Below are 25,391 nucleotides of genomic sequence, written 5' to 3'. Positions count from 1 at the left end.
CCTCGGTTATAAATCATCTCCTTGATTTATAAACATGGTAATCCCCTGAGTGAACAACGAATTGCTGTGTGTAGTCTTTGCCCATCTCCCACGATGGGCCTTTTTTTATCTGCCGTACGCCGCATTTCGACTATTTCGCGCCCGTATTGTCATAACGGCCTGACAGACGAGCCGCCCTACGCGTAACGATTAACCTGCGCCTGAACACCCGTCGTCAGACGTAAAAATGCCAGCCTGACAAACGGCTGGCACTAAGAGCGTACATGTAATTACTTGTTCAACTCGGCCAGGCTTAGCCAGGTCTGGACCACGGTATCCGGATTCAGCGACAGGCTGTCTATCCCTTCCTGCATCAGCCAGGCTGCAAAATCTTCGTGATCAGACGGCCCCTGCCCACAAATGCCAACGTACTTACCCTGCTTTTTCGCCGCCTTGATCGCCATCGATAGCAGCGCTTTTACGGCATCGTTACGTTCGTCAAACAGTGCTGACACCACGCCGGAATCGCGATCCAACCCCAGCGCTAGCTGTGTCATATCGTTAGAGCCGATGGAAAAACCGTCGAAGTATTCAAGGAAGCGGTCTGCCAACAGGGCATTAGAGGGAATTTCGCACATCATCACCACCTTCAGCCCGTTTTCACCACGCCTGAGTCCCTGCCGTTCCAGTTCGTCGATGACGGCTTTTGCCTGCTCAACCGTGCGCACAAACGGAACCATGATTTCAACGTTAGTCAGCCCCATTTCGTTACGCACTCGTTTAACCGCCTCGCACTCCAGCGCGAAGCAATCACGGAAGCTTTCCGACACATAGCGGCCGGCGCCGCGAAAGCCCAGCATCGGATTTTCCTCTTCCGGTTCGTAACGCTCCCCCCCTACCAGATTGGCATATTCGTTAGATTTAAAATCAGACAAACGCACAATCACACGCTTCGGCCAGAATGCCGCGCCAAGCGTAGCGATACCTTCTGTTAACCGCCCTACGTAAAACTCTACCGGCGAATCATAGCCTTTCATCATGGCACGTATTTCGTTTTGCAGTGCCGGTTCCTGCTGGTCAAACTCCAGCAGCGCACGCGGATGCACGCCGATCATCCGGTTGATGATGAATTCCAGACGCGCCAGGCCTACGCCTTCGTTCGGCAGGCAGGCAAAGTCGAACGCCCGGTCCGGGTTACCGACGTTCATCATTATTTTCAGCGGCAGTTCCGGCATCGTATCGACGCTGGAGCTTTTCACGCTGAAGTCGAGCAGTTCGGCGTATACGTAGCCGGTATCACCTTCGGCGCAGGATACGGTCACCTTTTCACCGTCTTTCAGGCGCCCGGTAGCATCGCCGCAGCCTACCACGGCGGGAATGCCAAGTTCGCGGGCGATAATCGCCGCATGGCAGGTTCGTCCACCGCGGTTGGTGACAATCGCAGCGGCTTTTTTCATGATAGGCTCCCAGTCCGGATCGGTCATATCCGTTACCAGCACATCACCGGGCTGGATGCGGTTCATCTCGCTGATATCGTGAATCACCTTCACCGTACCCGCGCCGATGCGATGCCCGATAGCGCGCCCTTCGGCTACAATCCTGCCCTGCGCGTGCAGCGTATAACGCTCCATTACCTGGCCGCGTGAACGCACGGTTTCCGGGCGAGCCTGCACAATAAACAGTTTTCCGCTATGACCGTCTTTCGCCCATTCGATATCCATCGGGCGGCCGTAGTGCTGTTCAATCAGCACAGCCTGCTTTGCCAGCGCCTGCACCTCTTCCTGCGTAATACAGAAACGGTCGCAATCGCTTTGCGGCACATCTTCGATACGAACCTGCTTGCCATGCTCCTGCGTATCGCCATAAACCATGCGAATTTTTTTCGATCCCATAGTGCGACGCACAATAGCAGACAGGCCCTGCGCCAGTGTCGGTTTATGCACATAGAATTCATCGGGATTTACCGCGCCCTGTACCACCATTTCACCAAGACCCCATGCGCCAGTGATAAATACCACCTGGTCAAAACCGGACTCGGTATCAATAGTGAACATCACGCCCGACGCGGCAAGGTCAGAGCGCACCATACGCTGCACGCCCGCCGAAAGCGCCACGCCGCGATGGTCATAGCCCTGGTGAACACGGTAAGAAATAGCGCGGTCATTAAAAAGAGAAGCAAAAACGTGCTTCACTGCCGTCATAACGGCGTCGATTCCCTGAACGTTAAGGAAAGTTTCCTGCTGACCGGCAAACGACGCATCCGGCATATCTTCTGCGGTAGCGGAGGAGCGCACAGCGAACGATGCGTTATCGTCATCGGCGCAAAGCTGCTGATAGGCTTCACGAATAGCCTGTTCAAACTCTGGCTGGAAAGGGGTATCAATGATCCACTGGCGAATCTGCGTCCCGGCTTTCGCCAGCGCGTCAACGTCATCAACGTCGGTTTCATCAAGCAACTTATAGATGCGTTCATTTACGCCGCGGCTGTCAAGAAACGCGTTAAACGCATCAGCAGTAGTCGCAAACCCGTTGGGTACGCAAACGCCGACGCTTGAAAGGTTCGTGATCATTTCACCAAGGGAGGCGTTTTTGCCCCCGACCCTGTCTACATCATTCATGCCGAGTTGGTCATACCAAAGCACCAGCGGTGACGAGCCATTGTTGGACATCAAAACAATCCTTTTGTGATAAATGAATGGGCGCGAGAAACCTCTCACATTTGTTTTAGCCTGCCATAATTATCGGCTGCGTAAAAACGGTGAATCGTTCAAGCAAATAAAAAAACTGTTTTTTCAGACAGCCGCCCTGGCAGACTAACCTGTTGATAATAAAGTTAATCACTATTTTATTTGTGGTTTAACCATTCTGAATTAACTGAAAGAGCGAGTTCATTAATTTTAAAAACCGCATTTCATATTTATTCACAGGAGAGCGGTTTTTCATTTATGCAATTTGTTTTACTTTATAGTTTCACAACCTTTGTTTTCAGGAGCACGGCTATGGACAAAATTGTCGATCGACACGTATTTTATATTTCCGACGGCACCGCCATCACCGCGGAAGTGCTGGGTCATGCGGTGCTGTCACAGTTTCCGGTTACGGTTAATAGCCTGACTTTGCCATTCGTGGAAACCGAAAGCCGCGCCCGTGCCGTAAAAGAACAAATTGATGCTATCTGGCAACAAACCGGCGAGCGCCCACTGGTGTTTTTCTCTATCGTGCTGCCACAAATCCGCAATATCATCCTGGAAAGCCAGGGATTTTGTCAGGATATCGTACAGGCGCTGGTGGCCCCGCTTCAGAGCGAGCTGCGCCTTGAGCCTACGCCGGTCGCGCACCGCACTCACGGCCTGACGCCTGGCAACCTTAACCGCTATGACGCGCGCATCGCCGCCATTGATTATACGCTGGCCCACGACGATGGCGTTTCGATGCGCAACCTCGATCAGGCGCAGATTATCCTGCTGGGCGTATCGCGCTGCGGTAAAACGCCCACCAGCCTTTATCTCGCGATGCAGTACGGCATCCGCGCCGCTAACTATCCGTTCATCGCCGACGATATGGATAACCTGCGACTGCCCGCGACGCTAAAGCCGTTGCAACATAAGTTATTTGGGTTAACGATAGATCCACAAAGGCTGGCGGCTATACGTGAAGAGCGTCGGGAAAACAGCCGCTATGCCTCACTGCGTCAGTGCCGCATGGAAGTCGCGGAGGTAGAAGCGCTGTATCGCAAAAATCAGATTCGCTATCTTAACAGCACCAATTATTCCGTTGAAGAAATTGCTACAAAAATCATGGATATTGCAGGATTGAATCGCCGAATGTACTAGCAAACTAGTTTAATAGCGCAATATTCTGTGATAAGGTGCCTGATAACTGGCAGATGAACCTTTCGGAAAGTTTAAAATCAGCACAAATTGGTTTATCGTGATCGTCATCACTTCCCGGCACTTCGGCCGCAGCGAAGCCACCGATTTTGAGACACCGCATGAATAAAACAGACGAACTGCGTAGCGCACGCATCGATAGCCTGATAACGCCGGCAGAGCTGGCCAAACGCTGCCCGCTCACAACCACAGTCGCCGGGCACGTTAGCGCATCGCGCCGCCGTATTGAACATATACTTAACGGCGAAGACAAGCGGCTGCTGGTGATCGCCGGGCCCTGCTCCATCCACGATCCCATTGCTGCGCTGGACTACGCGCGACGCCTTGTTCCCCTGCGCGAACGCTACGGTAATCGTCTGGAAATCGTCATGCGCGCCTATTTTGAGAAACCACGTACCGTTGTAGGCTGGAAAGGGCTTATCTCCGATCCCGATCTCAACGGCAGTTGTCGTGTTAATGCCGGCATTGAGCAAGCGCGCCGCCTGCTGCTGCAGATAAACGAGCTTGGCGTCCCGACAGCTACCGAGTTTCTTGATATGGTGACCGGCCAGTTTATTGCCGATCTGATTAGCTGGGGCGCCATTGGCGCACGCACCACTGAAAGTCAGATCCATCGCGAAATGGCCTCGGCGCTATCCTGCCCTGTGGGTTTTAAAAACGGCACTGATGGCAATATCCGTATCGCCGTTGACGCCATTCGCGCCTCACGCGTCAGCCATATGTTCCTTTCGCCAGACAAAAACGGCCAGATGACCATATACCAGACCAGCGGCAACCCCTTTGGCCATATCATCATGCGCGGCGGCAAACGACCGAACTATCATGCGCAGGATATTGCCGCTGCTTGCGCCAGCCTGCGCGAATGGGATTTACCACAACATCTGGTGGTGGATTTCAGTCATGGCAACTGCCAGAAACAACACCGCCGCCAACTGGACGTCTGTGACGAGATTTGCCGGCAGATCCGCGCGGGCTCTCGCGCAGTCGCTGGCGTTATGGTGGAAAGCTTCATTGAAGAAGGCGCCCAGCCTGTTATCAGCGGCAAGCCGCTCATCTACGGCATGTCGGTAACCGATCCTTGCCTGAGCTGGCAACAGAGCGAAACGCTGCTTGCCAGGCTTGCCGATGCGGTTGACAGCCGCTTCTGCGCATAGTCGTCGCAGGCAGGCAAGTTCGCCTTACCGCGTAGCGCCGTGAACCCGGTACGGCGCTACCCGCGCCAGCGCGCTCCTTGCAAGGGCTGTAGCGTCGCTCAGACGCCTTCTGATAACCAGGCAAAAAACGATTTTTTGATTCTCCGGCATTGCGCGTTCCGAAGTCTGATGCCCGTCCCGGGAGAACAGGTTACGCCCCCCCTTTTTATCGTACGTTACTCAAGCCGTCGGCCCCAGTCCGGCGGCGATGGCCCCGGTCCTCATCGCGGTACGGTTCTCTCAGCGTGGCCCGATACGTTCAGTGACGCTCAATGGTGTAGTCCACCCGTTTGGTGAATTGTTGCAGCTCATGTCGGTAGTAATAGCGCTCGTTGTGAAAAAACCGGTGGGTTTGCGCGATTCGCATCAGCATGGCGTCACCTGCCGCCAGCGCAGGAGTTAAACGCAGACTGCGCCGGAGGGGGGGATTATCAGATTCGCCGCGCCTGCCAGAATTTATCACGCCAGTAAACGTTTTCCAGAGACGAACGTATCACGCCACGGCTGGTGGAGGCATGTATAAACTGATTGTCGGTATCGTAAATACCCACGTGCAGGCCGTTGCCGCCGCGCCCGGTTTTAAAAAACACCAGATCGCCTGGCAATAGATCTTCTTTATCAATACGGGTGCCTACCTGCGCCAGGCTGCGCGTCTCACGCGGCAAGTTCAGCGCAAAGCGGTCGCTGAAGGTCAGCGCTACAAACCCGGAACAGTCCACACCGCGACGGCTCATGCCGCCGTAGCGATAAGGCGTTCCTCGCCAGCTATTAAACTGATCCTTAAGTTGTGCAATCACCATGACAGGATCCGAAAGTCGCGCATTAGGAGGCGGCGCGCGATGGTGACTACAGCCCACCAGCACCAGCGTTGCCGTTAACAGTAACCACAGCCGCATGTCCTGTAAATCCTCTGGCATCCGTTATTATTGAGGCTAATGTAGCCCGCGCTTCGCTGCGCAGGCAAGCTTCGCGCATGTTACTGCGCCGTAATCAGCACGTTGTCGCCTTCAACCGCCAGCCGTCGGAACATTACACCATAAACAGGCGCTAGCTGCGCTGGCGTCAAAACCCAATCAGGTTCCCCCCGCGCTATCAATACGCCACGCGCCATCAGCCATACTTGCGCTGCATGGCGCAAACTGTAATTAAGGTCATGACTGCTCAGCACCACCGCTGCGCCAGCGCGGCACAGCGCCTGTAACTGCGTATTTAACGCCACCTGTTGCGCCACATCCAGGCTGTTCATCGGCTCATCAAGCAGCAAAAGTTTACCGCTGAGATCCTCGCCATCTCCCAACTGCAACAGTACCGCCGCCAGTCGCGCCCGCTGCCATTCACCGCCGGAGAGCGATGCAAGCGGGCGATCGAGCTTTTCCCCCAGTTGTAAGGCCTGCGCCCGATTCAACATCGCCCTGTCGTTCTCGCCGTCAAGCTGATGCAGACGCAAATAGCGCCAGAGCGGCATAGCAAACGGCGGCGTCTGCTGCTGGGCAAGCAGCGCGCGCCGCCGCGCCAGCGCAGCCGGCGGCCAGTCAGCAAGCAGTCTGCCGTCGAACAAAATGCGCCCTTCCGCGCGCAGCAAACCCGCCATTATCCCCAGCAGGGAGCTTTTACCCGCGCCGTTTGGACCGACAAGATGTAACAGTTCGCCACAGCGTACCTGTGCGGTAACTGACGCCACGCGCCCGCTTAATGCGACACTCTCCAGACGCAGCAACACAGGCACTAATCAGCCAGCCAGCGCCGCATCAACGGCCTGCGTCAGAACGGGAGCATCCGGCGCGCTGTCCGGTGAGAAACGCTGTACAACCCGACCATCACGCCCGATGAGAAATTTCTCAAAATTCCACAGAATATCCCCTTTCTCCTGCGGCGCGCGCCCTTTGCTGACCATGCGCGCATAAAAATCGCTACCCTGTGGAAATACGGCCTCAGGCGCTGCGGCAATCAGTTTTTGATAGAGGGGATGGCGCCGCTCGCCGTTAACCTCAATTTTACTGAACAGCGGGAAGGTGACACCGTAGGTCGTACTGCAAAAATGTTTAATCTCGCTATCGCTACCCGGCTCCTGCTCAAGGAACTGGTTGCAGGGGAAACCCAGCACGCTAAAGCCTTTCGCACCGCGCGCTTCCTGCAAGGCCTCAAGCTGCGCATACTGCGGCGTCAGGCCGCAACGGGAAGCCACGTTTACAATAAGCAACACGTTACCCTGCCACGGCATAAGCGTGGTGTTTTCGCCATCAATAGTGGTCACGGGGGTATTGAGAATCGACTGCATAGCACACTCCTGGTCGCATTTGGTGAATGGATTATTGCGTTTTTAACAATAGCCAGATAAATACTGGCGCGCCCAGCGTGGCAGTCACCACACCAACAGGCAGCTCCGCGGCGCGGAGCGCCTGGCGCGCAATAACGTCCGCCAGCAGCAGCGTCGTGGCGCCTGCCAGCGCGCTGGCAGGCAGTAGCGCGCGATGATCGCTCAGCCCACACAGTCGTAACACGTGTGGAATAACCAGCCCGATAAAACCAATGGCCCCGGCCAGCGCCACGCTAACGCCCACCAGCCAGCCGGTCGCGGCCACCAGCAAATTGCGCCACAGCCACAGCGGCAGACCAAGCTGGCGCGCCGAAATTTCACCGAGCGCCAGTAGATTTAGCGGGCCTGCGCAGCGGCACAACCCAGCCAACGCAGGTAAAAGGGCTATCATCAACCACCCCTGTTCCCAGCCCACGCCGCCGAAGCCGCCCATCATCCAGTACATAAGTTGACGTAAATCGAGGCTACTTGAGAAGTAAACCGCCCAGGTCATCAGCGCACTACAGATAATACCCAACGCCACCCCGGCCAGCAGCAGGCGACTGATGGAAAGCTGGCGGCGAGCAAAACGCAACAGCGCCAGCGTCGCCGTCAGCGCGCCCGCAATCGCACAAGCGCTGAGGCCCCAGCCAGGCAGCGCGCCCTGGCCAAGCAGTACGCCGCCGACCAGCGCCACCCCGGCGCCATTGGCAACGCCAAGCAATCCCGGCTCCGCCAGCGGGTTATCAAACAGCGTCTGCATAACCGTGCCGGTTACCGCCAGCGAAGCCCCCACCAGCAGCACCGCCAGCGTACGCGGCAGGCGTATCTCCCCAACAAACAGCCGCCCGGCATCGCTTAACCACGCCGCCGGACCAAACCAGCGTTCGCCCGCGCACAGGCTAAGCAGCACGGCGCCCAGCAGTAACGCTGCAAGGCAAATTAGCCAGCGGCGCTCCCGGCGGCGCTGTTGGGCAATAAATATCAGCATCGAATTTTCGCGTCATAAAGGCATAGGGGATGATTTTACGAACCGCTCCAGGTTCTGCAAAGCATTTACTACCTGCTTTTTATCGTAACCGGCAGGTCGGCGGTATTAACAAAACAACTGAAATAAAAAGCCTTAACGCCGGGGGAGTGGACAGATAAGTCGCCCCGTTTTCACACGCACTCGTTTCACGTTGCCGACCGGGTTACTTTGCGCTGTGGGGTAAAACCGACGCCGGGACGCAGGCAGGCGTCCCCACTCAATGATGAAAATGGCTTTCTGAAAACAGGAAATCCGCGCCACGCCTGACACAGCCCGGCTGGCGGGAAAGAAAAAGGCCGCACGAGGCGGCCTTTTTGGTTCTGTTGCTTAGTTGTTTTTCGGTGTAGCGGTTTCAACCCGGCTCTTCAGCTTCTGACCAGGCCGGAAAGTCACCACGCGACGTGCCGTGATGGGGATATCTTCGCCGGTCTTCGGGTTACGCCCGGGGCGTTGGTTTTTATCGCGCAAGTCAAAATTACCAAAACCAGAAAGCTTAACCTGCTCGCCATTTTCCAGAGCGCGACGGATCTCTTCAAAAAACAGCTCTACCAGTTCTTTGGCATCCCGTTTACTAAGCCCCAGCTTATCAAACAGGTACTCTGACATTTCAGCTTTTGTAAGCGCCATAGTTTCAATCCCTCAATGATGCCTGGAATCGCTCTTTTAGTGCCGCAACACATCTGGCAACGGTAGCGGCAATCTCCTCTTCTTCCAGTGTACGGTCGGTATCCTGAAGGATAAGGCTAATGGCGAGGCTCTTATAGCCCTCGGCAACGCCCTTGCCGCAGTACACATCAAACAAGTTTACGCCAACTACCTGATTTGCGCCAACTTTCTTACATTCGTTGATAATTTCTGCTGCGGGAACGTTTTCAGCGACCACAACGGCGATGTCACGGCGGTTTGCCGGGAAGCGGGAAACCTCCTGCGCCTGCGGTATACGGCGCTGCGCAATGCCTTCCCAAAGCAGCTCAAACACCAGCGTACGGCCGTTTAGATCGAGCCTGCGCTCCAGTTGCGGATGGATAACGCCTATAAATCCAATGTACTCGCCTTCTAAATAAATGGCAGCGCTTTGGCCAGGATGCAAGGCCGGATGCGCCTGGGCGCGAAATTCAAATTCAGATAATTTACCCGTCAGTTCCAGCACAGACTCTACGTCCCCCTTCAGGTCGTAGAAGTCAACCGTGTCTTTTGTCATATCCCAGTGTTCTTCGCTGCGGTTACCGCAGATGACGCCCGCCAGCATAAGATCCTGGCGAATGCCCAGGTCGGCCTGAGGATCGGGCGCGAAGCGCAAGCCGCTTTCAAACAAACGCACGCGGTTTTGCTGACGATTCTGATTGTATACCACCGCTCCCAACAGGCCGCTCCACAAAGAAAGCCGCATTGCCGACATTTCACTGGATATCGGGCTTGGCAGGATCAGCGCCTCCTGTTGCGGATGCAAAAGCTGCTGCACTTTAGGATCGACAAAGCTATAGGTGATGACTTCCTGATAGCCTTTATCCACCAGCATGTTTTTTACACGTTTCAGGGAAAGCGTCGCTTCACGATGGTTGCCCATCGTCAGACTTGCCCTTAGCGGCCGGTCGGGGATATTGTTGTAACCATAAACGCGGGCAACTTCTTCTATCAGATCTTCTTCAATCGCAATATCAAAACGCCAGGAAGGCGCAACCGCCGTCCATTCATCCCGACCTTCGGTAACGGCAAATCCCAGGCGACGCAGAATATCGCTGACCTGCGCATCCGGCACGGCGTGGCCGAGTAAACGATCGAGCTTGCTGCGACGCAGCGTAATGGTGGCCGGTTTTGGCAGCCCGGTTTCGCAGGTAATATCAATAACCGGCCCGGCCTCTCCGCCGCAGATATCGAGCAACAGGCGCGTCGCGCGCTCCATAGCCGTGTACTGGAGCGCCGGGTCCACCCCGCGCTCATAGCGATGCGAAGCGTCGGTATGCAAACCGTGGCGGCGCGCGCGACCGGTAATGGACAGCGGATCAAAAAAGGCGCACTCCAGTAACACATTACGCGTTTCGCTATTTACGCCGGAATGTTCGCCGCCAAAAATGCCCCCCATCGCCAGCGCTTTGCTGTTATCCGCGATAACCAGCGTATCCGCGTTCAACTGCGCTTCGCTGCCGTCAAGCAGAGTCAGCTTCTCGCCTTCTTTGGCCATACGCACCACGATACCGCCGTCGATGCGATCTTTATCGAAAGCATGCATCGGCTGGCCCAGCTCAAGCAGTACGTAGTTAGTCACATCCACCACAGCATCAATGGCGCGAATTCCGCAGCAGCGCAGTTTTTCCCGCATCCACAGCGGCGTGGGCGCGGACACATCAATACCCTTGACGACGCGCCCCAGATAGCGCGGACACGCCTGCGGCGCGTCAACGCGAATCGGCAACGTATCGGCAATGGTCGCCGCAACAGCCGGTATCTCCGGCGCGTTCAGCGAAAGCTGGTTTAGTACCGCCACATCGCGCGCCACGCCCATAATGCCTAAGCAGTCGGCGCGATTCGGCGTTACGCTGATTTCAATCGTATTGTCATCAAGCTTCAGATAGTCGCGGATATCGACGCCAACCGGCGCATCCTGTGGAAGTTCAATAATGCCGCTGTGATCGTCAGAAATGCCCAGTTCAGAGTAAGAACACAGCATCCCCTCAGAAGGTTCGCCGCGAAGCTTCGCCGCCTTAATTTTAAACTCGCCCGGCAACAGCGCGCCAACGGTAGCAACCGCTACCTTCAGACCCTGACGGCAGTTCGGCGCACCGCAGACAATATCAAGCAGGCGATCGCCGCCAACGTTGACTTTCGTGACGCGCAGCTTATCTGCGTTAGGATGCTGCCCACACTCAACCACTTCGCCGACAACCACGCCGTTAAATGCGCCCGCGACCGGTTCTACGCCGTCCACTTCCAGCCCGGCCATCGTGATTTGTTCCGACAGCGCCGCGCTGTCCAGCGCCGGATTCACCCATTCGCGTAACCACAGTTCACTGAATTTCATTACCTTATCCTGCCCTTATTTAAACTGTTTGAGGAAACGCAGATCGTTTTCGAAGAACGCGCGCAAATCGGTCACGCCGTAGCGCAGCATGGTCAGGCGCTCCATACCCATACCAAAAGCAAAGCCGGAATACACTTCCGGGTCGATGCCTACGTTGCGCAACACGTTCGGATGCACCATGCCGCAGCCCAACACTTCCAGCCATTTACCGTTTTTCCCCATCACATCCACTTCAGCAGACGGTTCGGTAAACGGGAAATAGGAGGGACGGAAACGCACCTGCAAATCTTCTTCAAAGAAGTTGCGCAGAAAGTCGTGCAGCGTACCTTTAAGGTTGGTGAAGCTAATGTCAGTATCGACAATCAGGCCTTCCATCTGATGAAACATCGGCGTATGGGTCTGGTCGTAATCGTTACGATAGACGCGACCCGGCGCAATAATGCGAACTGGCGGCCGCTGGTTTTTCATCGTGCGAATTTGCACGCCGGATGTCTGCGTGCGCAGCAGACGCGTCGCATCAAACCAGAAGGTGTCATGGTCCGCGCGCGCCGGGTGATGCCCCGGGATATTGAGCGCATCAAAATTATGATAATCGTCTTCAATTTCCGGGCCGGTAGCTACGGTAAAACCCAGTTTGCTGAAGAAACTCTCAATACGGTCTATTGTACGGGTCACAGGATGCAGGCCGCCGTTTTCACTACGGCGCCCCGGCAGGGAGACATCAATGGTTTCCGCAGCCAGACGCGCATTTAACGCAGCGCCTTCCAGCTCGGCTTTGCGGGCGTTAAGCGCCTGCTGAACCTGCTCTTTCGCTTCGTTAATAACCGCGCCGGCAGCGGGACGCGCCTGGGGCGGCAGTTCGCGCAGGGTCGTCATCTGAAGCGTCAGGCGCCCTTTCTTGCCCAGATATTCAACACGCACGTTATCCAGTGCGGCGACATCCTGAGCCTCATTGATGGCCGCCGTTGCGCTGGCAACCAGCTCTGCGAGATGTGACATGGTTTTCCTCTTATGCCGGCCAGAAGGCCGGAGCCATTGGTCTGTATGCAAAATTGTCGGGTAAAAAAAAGGCCTCCATAAAGGAGGCCTTCAGCGTACTTTTCGTTTCTTTTCTTACGCGCGAAGTCTCCAGAGTCAGGCGCTAAAGTAAAAAAAGAAGCGGAAAATAGCAGCGTTCATGCTTGCAGTTACCTTACAGTGCGGGTTAAACGGGTTCTATTGAACGGGTTACGCTACAAAAAGTCAATAAATTGATTCAGTTGTTCGCCAAACGATCCGATCAAGCGCGTAAAAAGAGGGAGCACGCTCCCTCTTTTTACCGGCTTACGCCAGTGCTGCTTTCGCTTTTTCAACCAGGGCGCTGAACGCCACTTTGTCGAATACGGCGATGTCAGCCAGGATCTTACGGTCAATTTCAACAGACGCCTTTTTCAGGCCGTTGATGAATTTACTGTAAGACAAACCGTTCTGACGGGCGGCAGCGTTGATACGTGCAATCCATAGCTGGCGGAACTGACGCTTACGCTGACGACGGTCGCGGTAAGCATACTGACCAGCTTTGATAACAGCCTGGAAGGCAACGCGGTATACGCGAGAGCGCGCACCATAGTAGCCTTTGGCCTGCTTCAGAATTTTTTTATGTCGTGCACGTGCAATCACACCACGTTTTACGCGAGCCATGTGCTCTCTCCTGTATCTATTCTTTTAAAAAGTTAAAAAACGTTAGCTTATGCGTACGGCAGGCACGCAATAACCAGACCCAGATCGCCTTTGGAAACCATTGCTTTCGGGCGCAGATGACGCTTACGCTTAGTCGCTTTTTTAGTCAGAATATGACGCAGGTTAGCGTGCTTGTGCTTAAAACCACCTTTACCGGTTTTTTTGAAGCGCTTAGCAGCACCGCGTACGGTCTTAATTTTTGGCATCTTTTTTACTTCCACTTCGCATTGTTGATAAACGAAACGCAGGCGAACAAAACACCTGCGAGGCGTGAGCCTCGCAGGGTAAGTTACTTGAAGGCCTACTGTTTCTTCCTGGGGGCGAGCACCATGATCATCTGGCGGCCTTCGATCTTCGTTGGGAAGGATTCGACCACGGCCAGTTCACTCAGATCGTCTTTGACGCGGTTAAGCACCTCCATACCGATCTGCTGGTGGGCCATCTCACGCCCGCGGAAACGCAGGGTGATTTTGGCCTTATCGCCTTCTTCAAGAAAGCGAATCAGGCTGCGGAGTTTTACCTGATAGTCGCCTTCATCAGTACCAGGGCGGAATTTAATTTCCTTGACCTGGATAACCTTTTGCTTCTTCTTCTGTTCTTTAGAAGTTTTGCTCTTTTCATAGAGGAACTTGCCGTAATCCATGATACGGCACACGGGCGGCTCGGCGTTAGGGCTGATTTCGACGAGGTCGACACCGGCCTCTTCAGCCTGTTCAATTGCTTCACGCAGGCTGACAATACCAATCTGCTCGCCATCCAGACCTGTCAAGCGAACCTCTTGTGCGCGAATTTCGCCGTTAATACGATTCGGTCGCGCTGTTTGAACTCGTTTTCCGCCTTTAATACCTTATTCCTCCAGTTGGTGAAGATTGCGGCTGCGAATCTCTTCCTGCAGCTTTGCAATAACGTCGTTAACGTCCATGCTGCCGAGGTCTTTACCACGGCGTGTACGCACCGCTACTTTGCCGGCTTCGACTTCTTTATCGCCACACACCAGCATATACGGAACACGACGAAGAGTATGCTCGCGGATTTTAAAGCCAATCTTCTCGTTTCTCAAGTCTGCTTTTACGCGAATACCCGCACTTTGCAATTTACGCACCAGTTCTTCAACGTATTCAGACTGCGCATCGGTGATATTCATCACGACAACCTGCACAGGCGCAAGCCACGTTGGGAAGAAACCGGCGAACTCCTCAGTGAGGATACCGATAAAGCGTTCCATAGAACCCAGTATTGCACGGTGAATCATCACCGGCACCTGGCGTTCGTTGTTTTCTCCTACGTAGGACGCGTTCAGACGCGACGGCAGCGAGAAATCAAGCTGCACCGTGCCGCACTGCCATGCCCTGTCCAGGCAATCGTGGAGAGTGAATTCAATTTTCGGACCGTAAAATGCCCCTTCGCCCGGCTGGTATTCGAACGGAATATTATTCTCTTCGAGCGCCACGGCGAGATCCGTTTCCGCACGATCCCACATATCGTCAGTTCCGATACGCTTTTCCGGACGCGTGGACAACTTCACCGCTATTTTTTCAAACCCAAAAGTGCTGTACATGTCATAAACCATACGGATACAGCTATTCACTTCATCGCGCACCTGGTCTTCGGTACAGAAAATATGGGCATCATCCTGAGTAAAGCCGCGTACGCGCATCAGGCCATGCAGCGCGCCCGACGGTTCGTTGCGATGACAACTGCCGAATTCGGCCATGCGCAGCGGCAGGTCGCGGTAAGACTTCAGGCCCTGATTAAAGATTTGCACGTGACCCGGGCAGTTCATCGGCTTGATGCAATATTCACGGTTCTCAGACGAGGTCGTAAACATGGCGTCCTTGTAGTTGTCCCAGTGGCCGGTTTTTTCCCACAGCACGCGGTCCATCATGAACGGACCTTTCACTTCCTGATACTGGTATTCTTTAAGTTTAGAACGGACAAACACTTCCAGCTCGCGAAAGATAGTCCAGCCGTCGTTATGCCAGAACACCATGCCCGGCGCTTCTTCCTGCATGTGGTAGAGATCAAGCTGCTTACCAATTTTACGGTGATCGCGCTTCGAGGCTTCTTCCAGACGTTGCAGATAAGCCTTAAGCTCTTTCTTATCAGCCCACGCAGTGCCATAGATGCGCTGGAGCATTTTATTGTTGCTATCGCCGCGCCAGTATGCGCCCGCCGTTTTCATCAGTTTGAAGTTATGGCAAAAGCGCATATTCGGCACGTGCGGCCCGCGGCACATATCAATGTATTCTTCGTGATGATACAAGCCCGGTTTATCATCGTGGCTTACATTTTCATCGAGAATAGCGACCTTATAATTTTCACCGCGCTCAACGAACGTTTTACGGGCTTCTTCCCAGGTCACTTTTTTCTTGATGACGTCATAATTCTTCTCTGCCAGTTCGTGCATCCGCTTTTCAAGCCGATCGATATCTTCCTGAGTCAGCGTGTGATCGATATCCACATCATAGTAGAAACCGTTGTCGATCACAGGTCCAATAGCCATTTTAGTTTTCGGCCACAGTTGTTTAATGGCATGGCCAAGCAAATGCGCGCAGGAGTGGCGAATAATCTCCAGCCCTTCGGCGTCCTTTGCGGTAATAATGGCAAGCGTTGCATCCTGTTCAATCAGATCGCAGGCATCCACCAAACCGCCGTTAACGCGACCGGCGATACAGGCTTTACCAAGTCCCGGGCCAATGTCCAGCGCCACATCCATAGGGCTGACGGCATGGTCGTAGGAACGCTGACTACCATCAGGAAGAGTAATAACAGGCATTAAATAGTCCTTATTTGCAGTGGTGAGCCATACGCAAGCTCACATACAAAGTATTTCTGTAAAATAAATAGCGGCCTCTTGCCCTCTCGCCAACAATCGCGAGTCAGGCTGTGAAGCCGGTTAACCGGCGTTGTCGTTTCTACAACATACGTAACCGCAGAGAATAACACGTTTATATTTCCCTGTCGCCCTGACGCGCCAGGCTGCGCTTTGCCCCCTCGCCCGAATAATTTATCCCTGGCAAACTTTTTTACGGCGGCAACGTTTGCCGCCGGTAAGCTGGGCATTTCTGCGTAGATAAAATCGCCAGCCAGACTATGCTGTTTATTCCGGGAAAATAATATGGGATAACAACGAGGTAAATCATGAGCAGCGCAGAAGTCACCCGTTACATTATCGCCATTACGCATCAGGCCACTGCCCTGACGCCGACAAATGAGCGTAATAACGAACTGACCCGCGCCGGTTTTACTTCTGCCTTCACGGATGAAAAAGGCAAACAAAACGAATTCGGCCCCGGCGCCTGGGGGTTAATCAGCGCGCTTCCTTCCCTGGGCGTCGAAGCGCTGGCGCGCGGCCCTGTAAACTGGCGCCGGGCGAAGAGCCGCAGGTTAGTATTTACCGTTGAGCAATGGCGTAAAAAGCAACATTAACGCCGAAAAATCAGCCAGTTCAAGGTCAAAAGTTGTGCGGCGGTTCCGGTTTTAACTACAAATAATGTGCCACGATTGATCTTATCATGCGGGAGAAAACAATTATGTGGCAAACCATCGATCGTCTGCTGAGCGAGCAATCAGGTAAGGGAGAATCCACCCAGCGCGTCGCCCTTACGGGAGGCGAAATCCACGCGGCCTGGCGGGCGCAATTTAACGGACAGGACATCTTCGTTAAAAGCGATACTAAAGAAATGCTCCCCTGCTTTACTGCCGAAGCCGATCAACTGGCGCTGCTGGCGCGCAGCAAAACCGTACAGGTGCCAAAGACGCTGGCAGTAGGCAGTACGCGCGACGAAAGCTTTATCGTACTGGCATACCTGCCGCCACGCCCGCTTGATGCCCATAACGCCTTTCTGCTGGGCCAGCAGCTTGCCCACCTCCACCAGTGGAGCGATCAGCCGCATTTCGGCCTTGATTTCGACAATCATCTCGCCACCACGCCGCAACCCAACAGTTGGCAGCGGCGTTGGTCAACTTTTTTTGCCGAACAGCGCATTGGCTGGCAACTGGAACTGGCAGCGGAAAAAGGCCTGGCTTTTGGCGATATCGACGCAATTGTAGACGCTATACACAGCCTGCTGGCAAATCACCAGCCGCAGCCTTCGCTGCTGCACGGCGATCTGTGGTCAGGCAACTGCGCGCTTGGTCCGCTCGGCCCCTTTATTTTCGATCCAGCCTGCTACTGGGGCGACCGCGAATGCGATCTTGCTATGCTGCCGCTGCATCGGGAACAACCGGCACAAATCTATGACGGCTATCAGTCAGTCACGCCGCTGCCGGACAGCTTCCTCGAACGCCAGCCAATTTATCAGCTTTACACGCTATTAAATCGCGCCCGCCTGTTTGGCGGTGAGCATATTACGCTGGCGCAGCGCACGCTCGATCGCGTGCTGGCGGCCTGAACGTGTAAAGCGGTCGCAAAGCGCTGCGTTCACGTCATCCCTGTACGCTTTGCGCTCGCGCTTAACCGGCCCGCCTGCGCCTTTAAAGAAAACCCAGCAAGTGAAAGAAAAGGTAGCCCAACACAATTAATACAACAGGGAGAATATACAGCGGGAATATTTGTAAAAAAATCGAGTGACGCGGCACCACCACGCGCGTTTCCAGCGCCGCGCGTGACAAACCTTCTTCGCCCTTCGCCTTCTCCAGAATCAGTTGATCTTCTACGCCTTCGCGCAGAAACCTTGCCTGGCGCGCCATACGCGCGCCGCTGGCCTGAAGCGCCAGCCCCACGAAAATCAAAATGTAAATCACCCAGAAACCGACATTCAGGCTGCTGTGGAAATTCGGCTGCGGCGAGTTTTGCCAGAATACATTGAGAAAAGGTGTATTAAAGCGCACCATCTCTATCATTACGTGAACAAAATCCATCATCACCGCGTCAATACCCGGCTGCTTTTCACTGCGCTCATACATAAATTTCAGCAATGAAATAATGGTGGAAATCACCGCCGGAAGAAAAATTATCCATCCGGCAATACGTTTAAGCAGCGCAATGCGTCCAGCCTGTTGATATGTCATTCTTTCCTCTTATTCGACAAACGCCCTCTCGAACGGATAAGTTTACCTTCTCCGCCGCCTTTTCGCCTGATTTTTACCGCGACAACCGGCGTTTACGTTGGTCAGCGGCGCGGATTTACGTTATTGATATATTCTTTTAACTCATTTATTGAACAGGAGCCGTCACTGATGTCGGAGCAGCGCCAGATACTTGCCGCAATATTTGATATGGATGGATTACTCATTGATTCCGAACCGCTCTGGGACCGGGCGGAACTGGAAGTTCTGGCTTCTGTCGGCGTGGATATTACGCGCCGCAATGAACTGCCGGACCCGCTGGGCCTGCGCATCGATCTGGTCGTGGATATGTGGTTTGCCCGCCAGCCCTGGAACGGCCCGTCGAAAGATGAGGTTACCCAACGCATTATCACCCGCGCGATAACGCTGGTGGAAGAAGAACGCCCGCTGCTGCCGGGTGTAAAGGACGCCGTCGCATTATGCAAATCACGCGGCCTGAAAATTGGGCTGGCCTCGGCCTCGCCGCTGCGCATGCTCGAACGTGTGCTGACCCTGTTTGAATTGCGCGATCATTTCGACACGCTCGCTTCAGCGGAAAACCTGCCCTACAGCAAACCCCATCCGCAGGTTTACCTCAACGCCGCCGCTCAGCTTGGCGTCGATCCGCTGTGCTGCGTGGCGTTTGAAGACTCGGTTAACGGAATGATTGCCGTCAAAGCGGCGCGAATGCGCGCTGTCGTGGTTCCGGCTATCGAAAACCGCAGCGACCCCCGCTGGGCGCTGGCAGATGAAAAGCTGGCAAGTCTTAGCGAACTCACCCCGCGCCACCTGGGGCTGTAATCTCTCTTAATCGTCGGGCGCAAAAAATGCGACCCGACGAATAATTTTCTAAAACAGCATTTCATTTTAATTGTAATTTGTTTTCCTGCCGCCTATTCTGGCCATAAAAGTATACGGCGCGGTATTTTCCGCACAAAGAACAGGTGCAATTATGATACTGGATAAATTCTCACTTCACGGCAAAGTTGCCATCGTTACGGGTTGTGACACGGGTCTGGGCCAGGGTATGGCGCTGGGGCTGGCGCAGGCAGGGTGCGATATTGTTGGCGTAAGCCGCAAAACGCCGCACGAAACGGCAGAAAAAGTCACCGCGCTTGGCCGACGCATGACGGCTGTTCAGGCCGATCTCAGCAGCCAACAGGCTATACCGCGCATTGTTTCTCATGCCATAGAAACGCTGGGGCGCATTGATATTCTGGTCAACAATGCCGGTACTATTCGCCGCGCCGATGCGCTGGATTTCACCGAACAGGACTGGGATGACGTACTTAATCTCAACCTGAAAACCCTCTTTTTCCTTTCTCAGGCAGTCGCAAAGCAGTTCATCCGTCAGTACAGCGGCGGTAAAATCATCAATATTGCCTCCATGCTTTCTTTCCAGGGCGGCATTCGGGTGCCGTCATATACGGCTGCCAAAAGCGGCGTCATGGGGTTAACGCGCCTTTTGGCCAACGAATGGGCGCAGCATGGCATCAACGTTAACGCTATCGCGCCTGGCTATATGGCAACCAACAACACGCAGGCGCTGCGCGATAACGAAAGCCGCAACAGTGAAATTTTGGGCCGCATTCCCGCCGGACGCTGGGGCGAACCGGACGATCTCAGCGGGCCGGTCGTTTTTCTCGCTTCGGATGCATCAGCCTATGTTAACGGTTACACGCTCGCCGTAGACGGCGGCTGGCTGGCGCGCTAACGCGGTTGGGTGGCGTTAAAAAGAGTTACAACGTCACCCTTTCTTCCCCTGTATAAAAACCCTATACTGGATGCATTGACAGTTATCTCGGGTTGCATCATGACGGCGGAAGGCCACCTGCTCTTTTCCATCGCCTGTGCGGTATTTGCTAAAAACGCTGAACTGACGCCTGTGCTGGTTCAGGGCGACTGGTGGCGCATCGTTGCCGGCGCCGTGCTAACCTGCCTTTTACCAGACATCGATCATCCTAAATCTTTTCTCGGGCAGCGCATCCCCTGGGTTTCTCGCCCGGTGGCGCGCATGTTCGGCCACCGTGGCTTCACTCACAGTCTGCTGGCCGTATTCGCGGCCCTGGCGCTCTTTTATTTAAAAATACCCGATAGCTCGCTGGTGCCGGCAGATGCCGTACAGGGCATGGTTTTGGGTTATCTGAGCCATATTCTTGCCGATATGCTAACGCCTGCGGGCGTACCGTTACTGTGGCCCTGCCGCTGGCGCTTTCGTCTGCCGGTTGTGACAACGCAAAAAGGCAATCCGCTGGAGCGCATTTTGTGCGTGGCGTTGTTTATTTTTGCGCTGTGGATGCCGCAAAATGTGCAGAAAAATGAAGCGGTACGCTGGACCAGCGAGATAATTACAGCGGTACAACAGCGGTTTAATCACTTTATTAATAACCAGCACTAGCAACCGACCATTTTTTATATCAAAAATGGCATAAGCAATTCCTTTTGAATATAAACCTCCGCTTTCCAGTTCTGATAACCTTGCGCACCTTAAACGGCTGCTGAAACGTGCAGGCCAGAAAAAACTCAGGAGAAACGGGGATGAATTTTCCACTTATTGCGAACATCATTGTGTTCGCCATTCTGCTGTCAGGCCTGGCGCAAATGCGTCGCCGGCAGTGGAGTCTGGCCAGAAAAGTGCTGGTCGGCCTTGGCGTCGGCGTCGTCTTTGGCCTTGCGCTACAGCTAATTTATGGCGCGAACAGCCCGACTCTGAAAGAATCTATCACGTGGTTTAACATTGTGGGCAACGGCTATGTACAGCTATTGCAGATGATTGTTATGCCGCTGGTATTCGCCTGCATCCTTAACGCCGTAGCGCGCCTGCATAATGCTTCTTCGCTCGGTAAAATCAGCGTGCTGACCATTGGTACTTTGCTGTTTACGACGCTAATCGCTGCGCTGGTTGGCATATTGGTAACCAATTTGTTTGGTCTGACGGCCGAAGGTCTGGTACAGGGCAGTGCGGAAACCGCGCGACTTAACGCTATTGAGTCCAGCTACGCGGGTAAAGTGGCCGACCTGACGGCGCCGCAGTTGATTTTGTCTTTTGTACCGAAAAACCCGTTTGCCGACCTGACCGGCGCTAATCCAACGTCCATCATCAGCGTCGTTATCTTCGCCGCGTTCCTTGGCGTGGCTGCGCTGAAGCTGCTTAAAGAAGACGCGCCGAAAGGCGAACGCGTGCTGATTGCCATTGACACCCTGCAAAGCTGGGTGATGAAGCTGGTACGCCTGGTTATGCTGCTTACCCCCTACGGCGTACTGGCGCTGATGACCAAAGTCGTTGCCAGTTCGAACCTGCACGAAATTATTAAACTCGGCAGCTTCGTGGTGGCGTCTTATCTGGGGCTGGCCATTATGTTTGCGGTACACGCGCTGCTGCTGACGCTGTCCGGCGTCAGCCCGATGAAATATTTCCGTAAAGTCTGGCCGGTACTGACCTTTGCTTTTACCAGCCGTTCCAGCGCAGCCAGCATTCCGCTGAACGTTGAAGCTCAGACTCGCCGGCTTGGCATACCGGAATCTATCGCCAGTTTTTCCGCCTCTTTTGGCGCGACTATCGGCCAGAACGGCTGCGCTGGCCTGTATCCGGCCATGCTGGCGGTAATGGTCGCGCCGACTGTGGGCATTAATCCGCTCGATCCGGTCTGGATCGCAACGCTTGTCGGTATTGTTACTATTAGTTCCGCAGGCGTCGCAGGCGTTGGCGGCGGCGCCACTTTCGCCGCGCTGATCGTGCTGCCTGCTATGGGGCTGCCGGTTACGCTTGTAGCGCTGCTTATTTCCGTCGAACCGCTTATCGATATGGGACGTACGGCGCTTAACGTCAGCGGCTCCATGACCGCCGGGACAATCACAAGCCAGCTTTTGCGCCAGACCGACAAACAAATAATGAACAGCGAAGACGAGGCCGAGCTGGCCCATCGCTAAGCCATACGGTAATACTATCGCCGCAGCCGCGCAGGCGCTTTATTCCGTAAACCAAAAAGCCGCATACGTAATGTTGATTAGCGTGTGCAGGCTTACCGCGGTTCGCTGATTTCAGCGAACCGCAGGCGAAAACAAGCTAAGGCCGACGGTGAGCGCGCCGCGAAGCGGTAATATCTTTGCTGTGTCGCAGGCGTTTACAAAGCGGGCCGCTTTGCCCGTTCGCCTGAAGTCCGGCCTCCGGTGAACGCCCCCACTTAACCTTCTCTGACCAGCTTTACGCCGCAGGGTACTCTGTAGCGTTTTTTGCCCCCCTCGCCAGCGGATTTATACCTCGTCATCCTGGCGCATCTGGTCGGCCCAGCGCTGCGCGGCCTGCGGCATCTCAAAGGCTGGAGAGCGGCAAAATGTATCGCCTGCCAGCACAAACGCCACGAATTTACCGCGCAATAACCAGACATCCCGATAGTCGTCAAGCCGCTGCGCGTGGGTCGGCGGCGCAGGCTCCACGCGGGGGGTATAGCTGATTATCTCTCGATTCGGTTGGCGTAATTGTTTCATAAGCGGCGGATATCGTTTCACTTCTGACAAACAAAGATAAATGATAACGGATTTGCACCTCCCCCGTCGCGCGTCACGTGCGCTGTCAACACGGTTTCCGGTTGGTAAAAACCATTTTTCCTCACGTGTTCTATAGTTAGAGAGATTTTTTATCACACAGTTGAGATAAAAAATCCCGATTTCAGTACTGAAAAGGAGACGTGTACAATGTCGAAACAGAATAAACCACCGCAAACCGCCCCAATTCATGATGACCGGGAATCAAAACCTGGCCTCGACTCGCTGGCGCCGGAGGATGACTCTCATCGCCCGCAACCGGCGCCCAGCGCCCCCGGTGAGCAGCCCACCGCGCCCGGCAGCCTGAAAGCGCCGCAAACCACCTCCGAAAAGCTGCAAGCGCTGGAGCCCTTTCGCAAAGGCAGCGAAGATTTCCCGCTGACGACCAACCAGGGCGTGCGTATTGCCGACGATCAAAACTCCCTGCGTGCGGGTACACGCGGCCCTACGCTGCTGGAAGATTTTATCCTGCGGGAAAAAATCACCCATTTTGACCACGAACGCATTCCCGAACGCATCGTTCACGCTCGCGGTTCAGCGGCGCACGGCGTTTTTCGCGCCTATAAAAGCCTTGCCGATATAACTAAGGCCTCCTTCCTGGCCGAGGCAGATAAAGAGACGCCGGTGTTCGTTCGTTTTTCGACCGTCCAGGGCGGCGCAGGCTCTGCCGATACGGTGCGTGACATCCGCGGTTTCGCCACTAAATTTTATACCGATGAAGGTATCTTCGACCTGGTAGGCAATAACACGCCCATCTTCTTTTTACAGGATGCGATGAAGTTCCCCGATTTCGTCCACGCGGTAAAGCCAGAGCCGCACTGGGCTATTCCGCAGGGCGCCAGCGCACACGACACCTTCTGGGATTACGTCTCGCTTCAGCCTGAAACGCTGCATAACGTGATATGGGCCATGTCCGATCGCGGTCTGCCGCGCAGCTACCGCACAATGGAAGGCTTCGGTATTCACACGTTTCGCCTGATTAACGCCGAAGGCAAAGCCACTTTTGTGCGTTTTCACTGGAAACCGCTTGCAGGTAAAGCCTCGCTATTATGGGATGAGTCCCAGAAACTCATCGGTCGCGACCCCGATTTTCATCGCCGCGATCTCTGGGAAGCCATTGAAGCGGGCGACTACCCGGAATATGAGCTGGGATTACAGCTTATCCCGCAAGAGGATGAATTCAAATTTGACTTTGACCTGCTCGACCCAACCAAGCTCATCCCTGAGGCGCTGGTGCCGGTACATCGGGTAGGTAAAATGACTCTCAATCGCAACCCGGACAATTTCTTTGCAGAAAACGAACAGGCGGCGTTTCACCCGGGCCACATCGTACCAGGAGTGGATTTTAGCAACGATCCGCTGTTACAGGGTCGGCTCTTCTCCTACACCGATACCCAGATAAGCCGTCTTGGCGGTCCCAACTTCCATGAAATTCCGATTAATCGCCCGGTCTGCCCGTATCACAATTTCCAGCGCGATGGCATGCACCGCATGGATATCGACACTAACCCAGCCAACTATGAACCCAACTCAATTAACGACAACTGGCCGCGCGAAACGCCGCCGGGGCCGCACCGCGGCGGGTTTGAATCTTATCAGGAACGCGTTGACGGCACTAAAATTCGCGAGCGTAGCCCGTCATTTTCCGAATATTACGCCCACCCGCGTCTGTTCTGGCTTAGCCAGACGCCGGCAGAGCAACAGCATATTATTGATGCCTTCAGCTTTGAACTGAGCAAAGTAGGACGCGCCTATATTCGCGAGCGTGTGGTTGACCATCTCGCGCATATCGACAGCCAACTGGCTCAGGCTGTAGCGCAAAATCTCGGTATTGAACTCACCGGCGAGCAGTTAAATCTCACGCCGCCAAAAGACGTCAACGGCGTGAAAAAAGATCCAACCCTGAGTCTGTACGCCGTACCGGACGGCACTGTGAAAGGCCGTGTGGTGGCGGTGCTGTTGAACGATAAAGTCCGTTCAGCCGATCTGCTGGCCGTGCTGAAGGGGCTTAAAGCCGCAGGCGTACACGCGAAGCTGCTTTACAGCCGTATGGGAGAAGCCCTGGCCGACGACGGATCGCAGATCCCCGTGGCGGGTACGTTCACCAATACGCCATCGGTGACCGTTGATGCGGTGATTGTTCCCTGCGGAGATATCGACGCCATAAGGGATAACGGCGATGCGATATACTATCTGCTCGAAGCCTGGAAACATCTGAAAGTCGTCGGCCTGCTGGGCGATGCCCGCCAGTTGCGCAAAAAGCTGGCGGTGGACAGCGCCGCAGAAGATGGGCTGGTGGAAGCCGATGACGCCAGCGGCAGCTTTATTGACGATTTTCTGCAGCAGTTGGCCGCGCATCGCGTCTGGTCACGCGAGAGCAAAATCGCCAGCGTACCGGCCTGACAAACGCAAGCCTCTTTTAAACCGGGCCGGACAGTGTCGGCCCGATATCGCTGGAAGTTAACCCCGGAAAAGCATCCTGTATTCTGGATGCTTGGCGCAACGCGGGCAAAAAACCGTTTTTTATCCCCGGTGTTATCTAACCAGCGCTGGCCTGCCCGGCCGGTTTTTTCCTTAAACGGCGCAGGTCTGAGCAGGGCTGCATCGTGATAATCCCCACGTATGGGCCTGCCTTGCAAATTGCTAATTCACCGGCGCTTAGCGTGAAGGC

General features: G+C 54.7%; 24 protein-coding genes, 1 other RNA gene and 1 other annotated feature. Of the genes, 10 read left to right on the top strand and 15 right to left on the bottom strand.

Annotated features, from left to right (window positions below; genetic code table 11):
• The first annotated feature begins 2 nt into the window (after positions 1 to 2).
• Positions 3 to 109, top strand: an RNA gene (gene rprA, locus JJB97_RS02680) — antisense sRNA RprA.
• Positions 110 to 269: 160 nt separating this feature from the next.
• Here rprA and ppsA read toward each other — a convergent pair.
• Entirely contained in the window at positions 270 to 2,648 is a 2,379-nt protein-coding gene (gene ppsA / locus JJB97_RS02675; protein ID WP_238712260.1) for a phosphoenolpyruvate synthase, read from the bottom strand.
• Positions 2,649 to 2,978: 330 nt separating this feature from the next.
• Here ppsA and ppsR point away from each other — a divergent pair, with 330 nt between their 5' ends.
• Positions 2,979 to 3,812 carry a posphoenolpyruvate synthetase regulatory kinase/phosphorylase PpsR gene (gene ppsR / locus JJB97_RS02670; RefSeq protein WP_238712259.1) on the top strand — a complete coding sequence of 278 codons (834 nt, stop codon included), beginning with the start codon at positions 2,979 to 2,981 and terminating at the stop codon, positions 3,810 to 3,812.
• A gap of 158 nt (positions 3,813 to 3,970) precedes the next feature.
• Entirely contained in the window at positions 3,971 to 5,023 is a 1,053-nt protein-coding gene (locus tag JJB97_RS02665; RefSeq protein ID WP_238712258.1) for a 3-deoxy-7-phosphoheptulonate synthase, read from the top strand.
• Positions 5,024 to 5,493: 470 nt separating this feature from the next.
• On the opposite strand, the gene JJB97_RS02660 is transcribed toward JJB97_RS02665, so the two are convergent.
• The 12 genes from JJB97_RS02660 to thrS form a co-directional block, all read right to left on the bottom strand.
• Positions 5,494 to 5,958 (bottom strand): C40 family peptidase, encoded by a 465-nt coding sequence (locus tag JJB97_RS02660; RefSeq protein WP_238712257.1) that lies wholly within the window; start codon positions 5,956 to 5,958, stop codon positions 5,494 to 5,496.
• An 80-nt stretch (positions 5,959 to 6,038) separates the two neighbouring features.
• On the bottom strand, positions 6,039 to 6,788 hold the full coding sequence (gene btuD / locus JJB97_RS02655) for a vitamin B12 ABC transporter ATP-binding protein BtuD (RefSeq protein WP_238712256.1): 750 nt from the start codon (positions 6,786 to 6,788) through the stop codon (positions 6,039 to 6,041).
• 3 nt (positions 6,789 to 6,791) lie between these two features.
• Entirely contained in the window at positions 6,792 to 7,340 is a 549-nt protein-coding gene (locus JJB97_RS02650) for a glutathione peroxidase (protein ID WP_238712255.1), read from the bottom strand.
• Positions 7,341 to 7,371: 31 nt separating this feature from the next.
• The gene (btuC, locus tag JJB97_RS02645; protein ID WP_238712254.1) at positions 7,372 to 8,349 is read right to left on the bottom strand and encodes a vitamin B12 ABC transporter permease BtuC; all 978 of its coding nucleotides are present in this window, start codon (positions 8,347 to 8,349) and stop codon (positions 7,372 to 7,374) included.
• Between the two features lie 366 nt (positions 8,350 to 8,715).
• Positions 8,716 to 9,015: an integration host factor subunit alpha gene (gene ihfA, locus JJB97_RS02640; protein ID WP_238712253.1), complete on the bottom strand. Its 300-nt coding sequence runs from the start codon at positions 9,013 to 9,015 to the stop codon at positions 8,716 to 8,718.
• A 4-nt stretch (positions 9,016 to 9,019) separates the two neighbouring features.
• Positions 9,020 to 11,407, bottom strand: a complete 2,388-nt coding sequence (gene pheT / locus JJB97_RS02635; RefSeq protein ID WP_238712252.1) for a phenylalanine--tRNA ligase subunit beta — start codon at positions 11,405 to 11,407, stop codon at positions 9,020 to 9,022.
• A gap of 15 nt (positions 11,408 to 11,422) precedes the next feature.
• Positions 11,423 to 12,406 carry a phenylalanine--tRNA ligase subunit alpha gene (gene pheS, locus JJB97_RS02630; RefSeq protein WP_238712251.1) on the bottom strand — a complete coding sequence of 328 codons (984 nt, stop codon included), beginning with the start codon at positions 12,404 to 12,406 and terminating at the stop codon, positions 11,423 to 11,425.
• 62 nt (positions 12,407 to 12,468) lie between these two features.
• Positions 12,469 to 12,591: a sequence feature (Phe leader region), on the bottom strand.
• Positions 12,542 to 12,586 carry a pheST operon leader peptide PheM gene (pheM, locus tag JJB97_RS02625; RefSeq protein WP_106120997.1) on the bottom strand — a complete coding sequence of 15 codons (45 nt, stop codon included), beginning with the start codon at positions 12,584 to 12,586 and terminating at the stop codon, positions 12,542 to 12,544. Its footprint overlaps the feature before it by 45 nt.
• Before the next feature lie 139 nt (positions 12,592 to 12,730).
• A complete protein-coding gene (gene rplT / locus JJB97_RS02620) occupies positions 12,731 to 13,087 on the bottom strand; it encodes a 50S ribosomal protein L20 (protein ID WP_238712250.1) in 357 nt (118 codons plus the stop codon).
• Positions 13,088 to 13,134: 47 nt separating this feature from the next.
• Positions 13,135 to 13,332 (bottom strand): 50S ribosomal protein L35, encoded by a 198-nt coding sequence (gene rpmI / locus JJB97_RS02615; protein WP_001124225.1) that lies wholly within the window; start codon positions 13,330 to 13,332, stop codon positions 13,135 to 13,137.
• Positions 13,333 to 13,427: 95 nt separating this feature from the next.
• Complete coding sequence (gene infC / locus JJB97_RS02610; protein WP_238712290.1) at positions 13,428 to 13,970, bottom strand: translation initiation factor IF-3; 543 nt, start codon at positions 13,968 to 13,970, stop codon at positions 13,428 to 13,430.
• A 3-nt stretch (positions 13,971 to 13,973) separates the two neighbouring features.
• A complete protein-coding gene (thrS, locus tag JJB97_RS02605) occupies positions 13,974 to 15,902 on the bottom strand; it encodes a threonine--tRNA ligase (protein WP_238712249.1) in 1,929 nt (642 codons plus the stop codon).
• A 365-nt stretch (positions 15,903 to 16,267) separates the two neighbouring features.
• Here thrS and ghoS point away from each other — a divergent pair, with 365 nt between their 5' ends.
• Positions 16,268 to 16,555 carry a type V toxin-antitoxin system endoribonuclease antitoxin GhoS gene (gene ghoS, locus JJB97_RS02600; RefSeq protein ID WP_238712248.1) on the top strand — a complete coding sequence of 96 codons (288 nt, stop codon included), beginning with the start codon at positions 16,268 to 16,270 and terminating at the stop codon, positions 16,553 to 16,555.
• A gap of 104 nt (positions 16,556 to 16,659) precedes the next feature.
• The gene (locus JJB97_RS02595; RefSeq protein WP_238712247.1) at positions 16,660 to 17,520 is read left to right on the top strand and encodes a fructosamine kinase family protein; all 861 of its coding nucleotides are present in this window, start codon (positions 16,660 to 16,662) and stop codon (positions 17,518 to 17,520) included.
• An 82-nt stretch (positions 17,521 to 17,602) separates the two neighbouring features.
• On the opposite strand, the gene JJB97_RS02590 is transcribed toward JJB97_RS02595, so the two are convergent.
• Complete coding sequence (locus JJB97_RS02590) at positions 17,603 to 18,139, bottom strand: YniB family protein (RefSeq protein ID WP_238712246.1); 537 nt, start codon at positions 18,137 to 18,139, stop codon at positions 17,603 to 17,605.
• Between the two features lie 168 nt (positions 18,140 to 18,307).
• Here JJB97_RS02590 and hxpB point away from each other — a divergent pair, with 168 nt between their 5' ends.
• The 4 genes from hxpB to JJB97_RS02570 all read left to right on the top strand — a co-directional run bounded on the left by hxpB (position 18,308) and on the right by JJB97_RS02570 (position 22,105).
• A complete protein-coding gene (hxpB, locus tag JJB97_RS02585) occupies positions 18,308 to 18,976 on the top strand; it encodes a hexitol phosphatase HxpB (protein ID WP_238712245.1) in 669 nt (222 codons plus the stop codon).
• A 151-nt stretch (positions 18,977 to 19,127) separates the two neighbouring features.
• A complete protein-coding gene (kduD, locus tag JJB97_RS02580; protein WP_238712244.1) occupies positions 19,128 to 19,889 on the top strand; it encodes a 2-dehydro-3-deoxy-D-gluconate 5-dehydrogenase KduD in 762 nt (253 codons plus the stop codon).
• 99 nt (positions 19,890 to 19,988) lie between these two features.
• Complete coding sequence (locus tag JJB97_RS02575; RefSeq protein WP_238712289.1) at positions 19,989 to 20,573, top strand: metal-dependent hydrolase; 585 nt, start codon at positions 19,989 to 19,991, stop codon at positions 20,571 to 20,573.
• A 140-nt stretch (positions 20,574 to 20,713) separates the two neighbouring features.
• Entirely contained in the window at positions 20,714 to 22,105 is a 1,392-nt protein-coding gene (locus JJB97_RS02570) for an L-cystine transporter (RefSeq protein WP_238712243.1), read from the top strand.
• 324 nt (positions 22,106 to 22,429) lie between these two features.
• Here JJB97_RS02570 and cedA read toward each other — a convergent pair whose 3' ends face one another.
• Positions 22,430 to 22,663: a cell division activator CedA gene (cedA, locus tag JJB97_RS02565; protein ID WP_238712242.1), complete on the bottom strand. Its 234-nt coding sequence runs from the start codon at positions 22,661 to 22,663 to the stop codon at positions 22,430 to 22,432.
• A gap of 207 nt (positions 22,664 to 22,870) precedes the next feature.
• Between cedA and katE the strand changes: the two genes are divergently transcribed.
• The gene (gene katE, locus JJB97_RS02560; RefSeq protein ID WP_238712241.1) at positions 22,871 to 25,123 is read left to right on the top strand and encodes a catalase HPII; all 2,253 of its coding nucleotides are present in this window, start codon (positions 22,871 to 22,873) and stop codon (positions 25,121 to 25,123) included.
• Positions 25,124 to 25,391: the final 268 nt, after the last annotated feature.

The organism is Tenebrionibacter intestinalis, from assembly GCF_016632365.1.
Classification (GTDB): Bacteria; Pseudomonadota; Gammaproteobacteria; order Enterobacterales; family Enterobacteriaceae; genus Tenebrionibacter; species Tenebrionibacter intestinalis.
The sequence above is the reverse complement of the archived record's forward strand: the minus strand, read 5'-3'. Positions and strand labels throughout refer to the sequence as shown.

What these genes read in the sequence shown, in the direction of transcription:
- kduD (WP_238712244.1), top strand. Translation starts at nt 19,128, where the DNA reads ATGATACTGGATAAATTCTCACTTCACGGCAAAGTTGCCATCGTTACG.
- rplT (WP_238712250.1), bottom strand. Translation starts at nt 13,087, where the DNA reads ATGGCTCGCGTAAAACGTGGTGTGATTGCACGTGCACGACATAAAAAA.
- JJB97_RS02595 (WP_238712247.1), top strand. Translation starts at nt 16,660, where the DNA reads ATGTGGCAAACCATCGATCGTCTGCTGAGCGAGCAATCAGGTAAGGGA.
- ppsR (WP_238712259.1), top strand. Translation starts at nt 2,979, where the DNA reads ATGGACAAAATTGTCGATCGACACGTATTTTATATTTCCGACGGCACC.
- JJB97_RS02590 (WP_238712246.1), bottom strand. Translation starts at nt 18,139, where the DNA reads ATGACATATCAACAGGCTGGACGCATTGCGCTGCTTAAACGTATTGCC.
- katE (WP_238712241.1), top strand. Translation starts at nt 22,871, where the DNA reads ATGTCGAAACAGAATAAACCACCGCAAACCGCCCCAATTCATGATGAC.
- ppsA (WP_238712260.1), bottom strand. Translation starts at nt 2,648, where the DNA reads ATGTCCAACAATGGCTCGTCACCGCTGGTGCTTTGGTATGACCAACTC.
- JJB97_RS02650 (WP_238712255.1), bottom strand. Translation starts at nt 7,340, where the DNA reads ATGCAGTCGATTCTCAATACCCCCGTGACCACTATTGATGGCGAAAAC.
- JJB97_RS02660 (WP_238712257.1), bottom strand. Translation starts at nt 5,958, where the DNA reads ATGCGGCTGTGGTTACTGTTAACGGCAACGCTGGTGCTGGTGGGCTGT.
- thrS (WP_238712249.1), bottom strand. Translation starts at nt 15,902, where the DNA reads ATGCCTGTTATTACTCTTCCTGATGGTAGTCAGCGTTCCTACGACCAT.
- rpmI (WP_001124225.1), bottom strand. Translation starts at nt 13,332, where the DNA reads ATGCCAAAAATTAAGACCGTACGCGGTGCTGCTAAGCGCTTCAAAAAA.
- JJB97_RS02575 (WP_238712289.1), top strand. Translation starts at nt 19,989, where the DNA reads ATGACGGCGGAAGGCCACCTGCTCTTTTCCATCGCCTGTGCGGTATTT.
- btuC (WP_238712254.1), bottom strand. Translation starts at nt 8,349, where the DNA reads ATGCTGATATTTATTGCCCAACAGCGCCGCCGGGAGCGCCGCTGGCTA.
- JJB97_RS02665 (WP_238712258.1), top strand. Translation starts at nt 3,971, where the DNA reads ATGAATAAAACAGACGAACTGCGTAGCGCACGCATCGATAGCCTGATA.
- hxpB (WP_238712245.1), top strand. Translation starts at nt 18,308, where the DNA reads ATGTCGGAGCAGCGCCAGATACTTGCCGCAATATTTGATATGGATGGA.
- pheT (WP_238712252.1), bottom strand. Translation starts at nt 11,407, where the DNA reads ATGAAATTCAGTGAACTGTGGTTACGCGAATGGGTGAATCCGGCGCTG.
- JJB97_RS02570 (WP_238712243.1), top strand. Translation starts at nt 20,714, where the DNA reads ATGAATTTTCCACTTATTGCGAACATCATTGTGTTCGCCATTCTGCTG.
- ghoS (WP_238712248.1), top strand. Translation starts at nt 16,268, where the DNA reads ATGAGCAGCGCAGAAGTCACCCGTTACATTATCGCCATTACGCATCAG.
- ihfA (WP_238712253.1), bottom strand. Translation starts at nt 9,015, where the DNA reads ATGGCGCTTACAAAAGCTGAAATGTCAGAGTACCTGTTTGATAAGCTG.
- cedA (WP_238712242.1), bottom strand. Translation starts at nt 22,663, where the DNA reads ATGAAACAATTACGCCAACCGAATCGAGAGATAATCAGCTATACCCCC.
- pheS (WP_238712251.1), bottom strand. Translation starts at nt 12,406, where the DNA reads ATGTCACATCTCGCAGAGCTGGTTGCCAGCGCAACGGCGGCCATCAAT.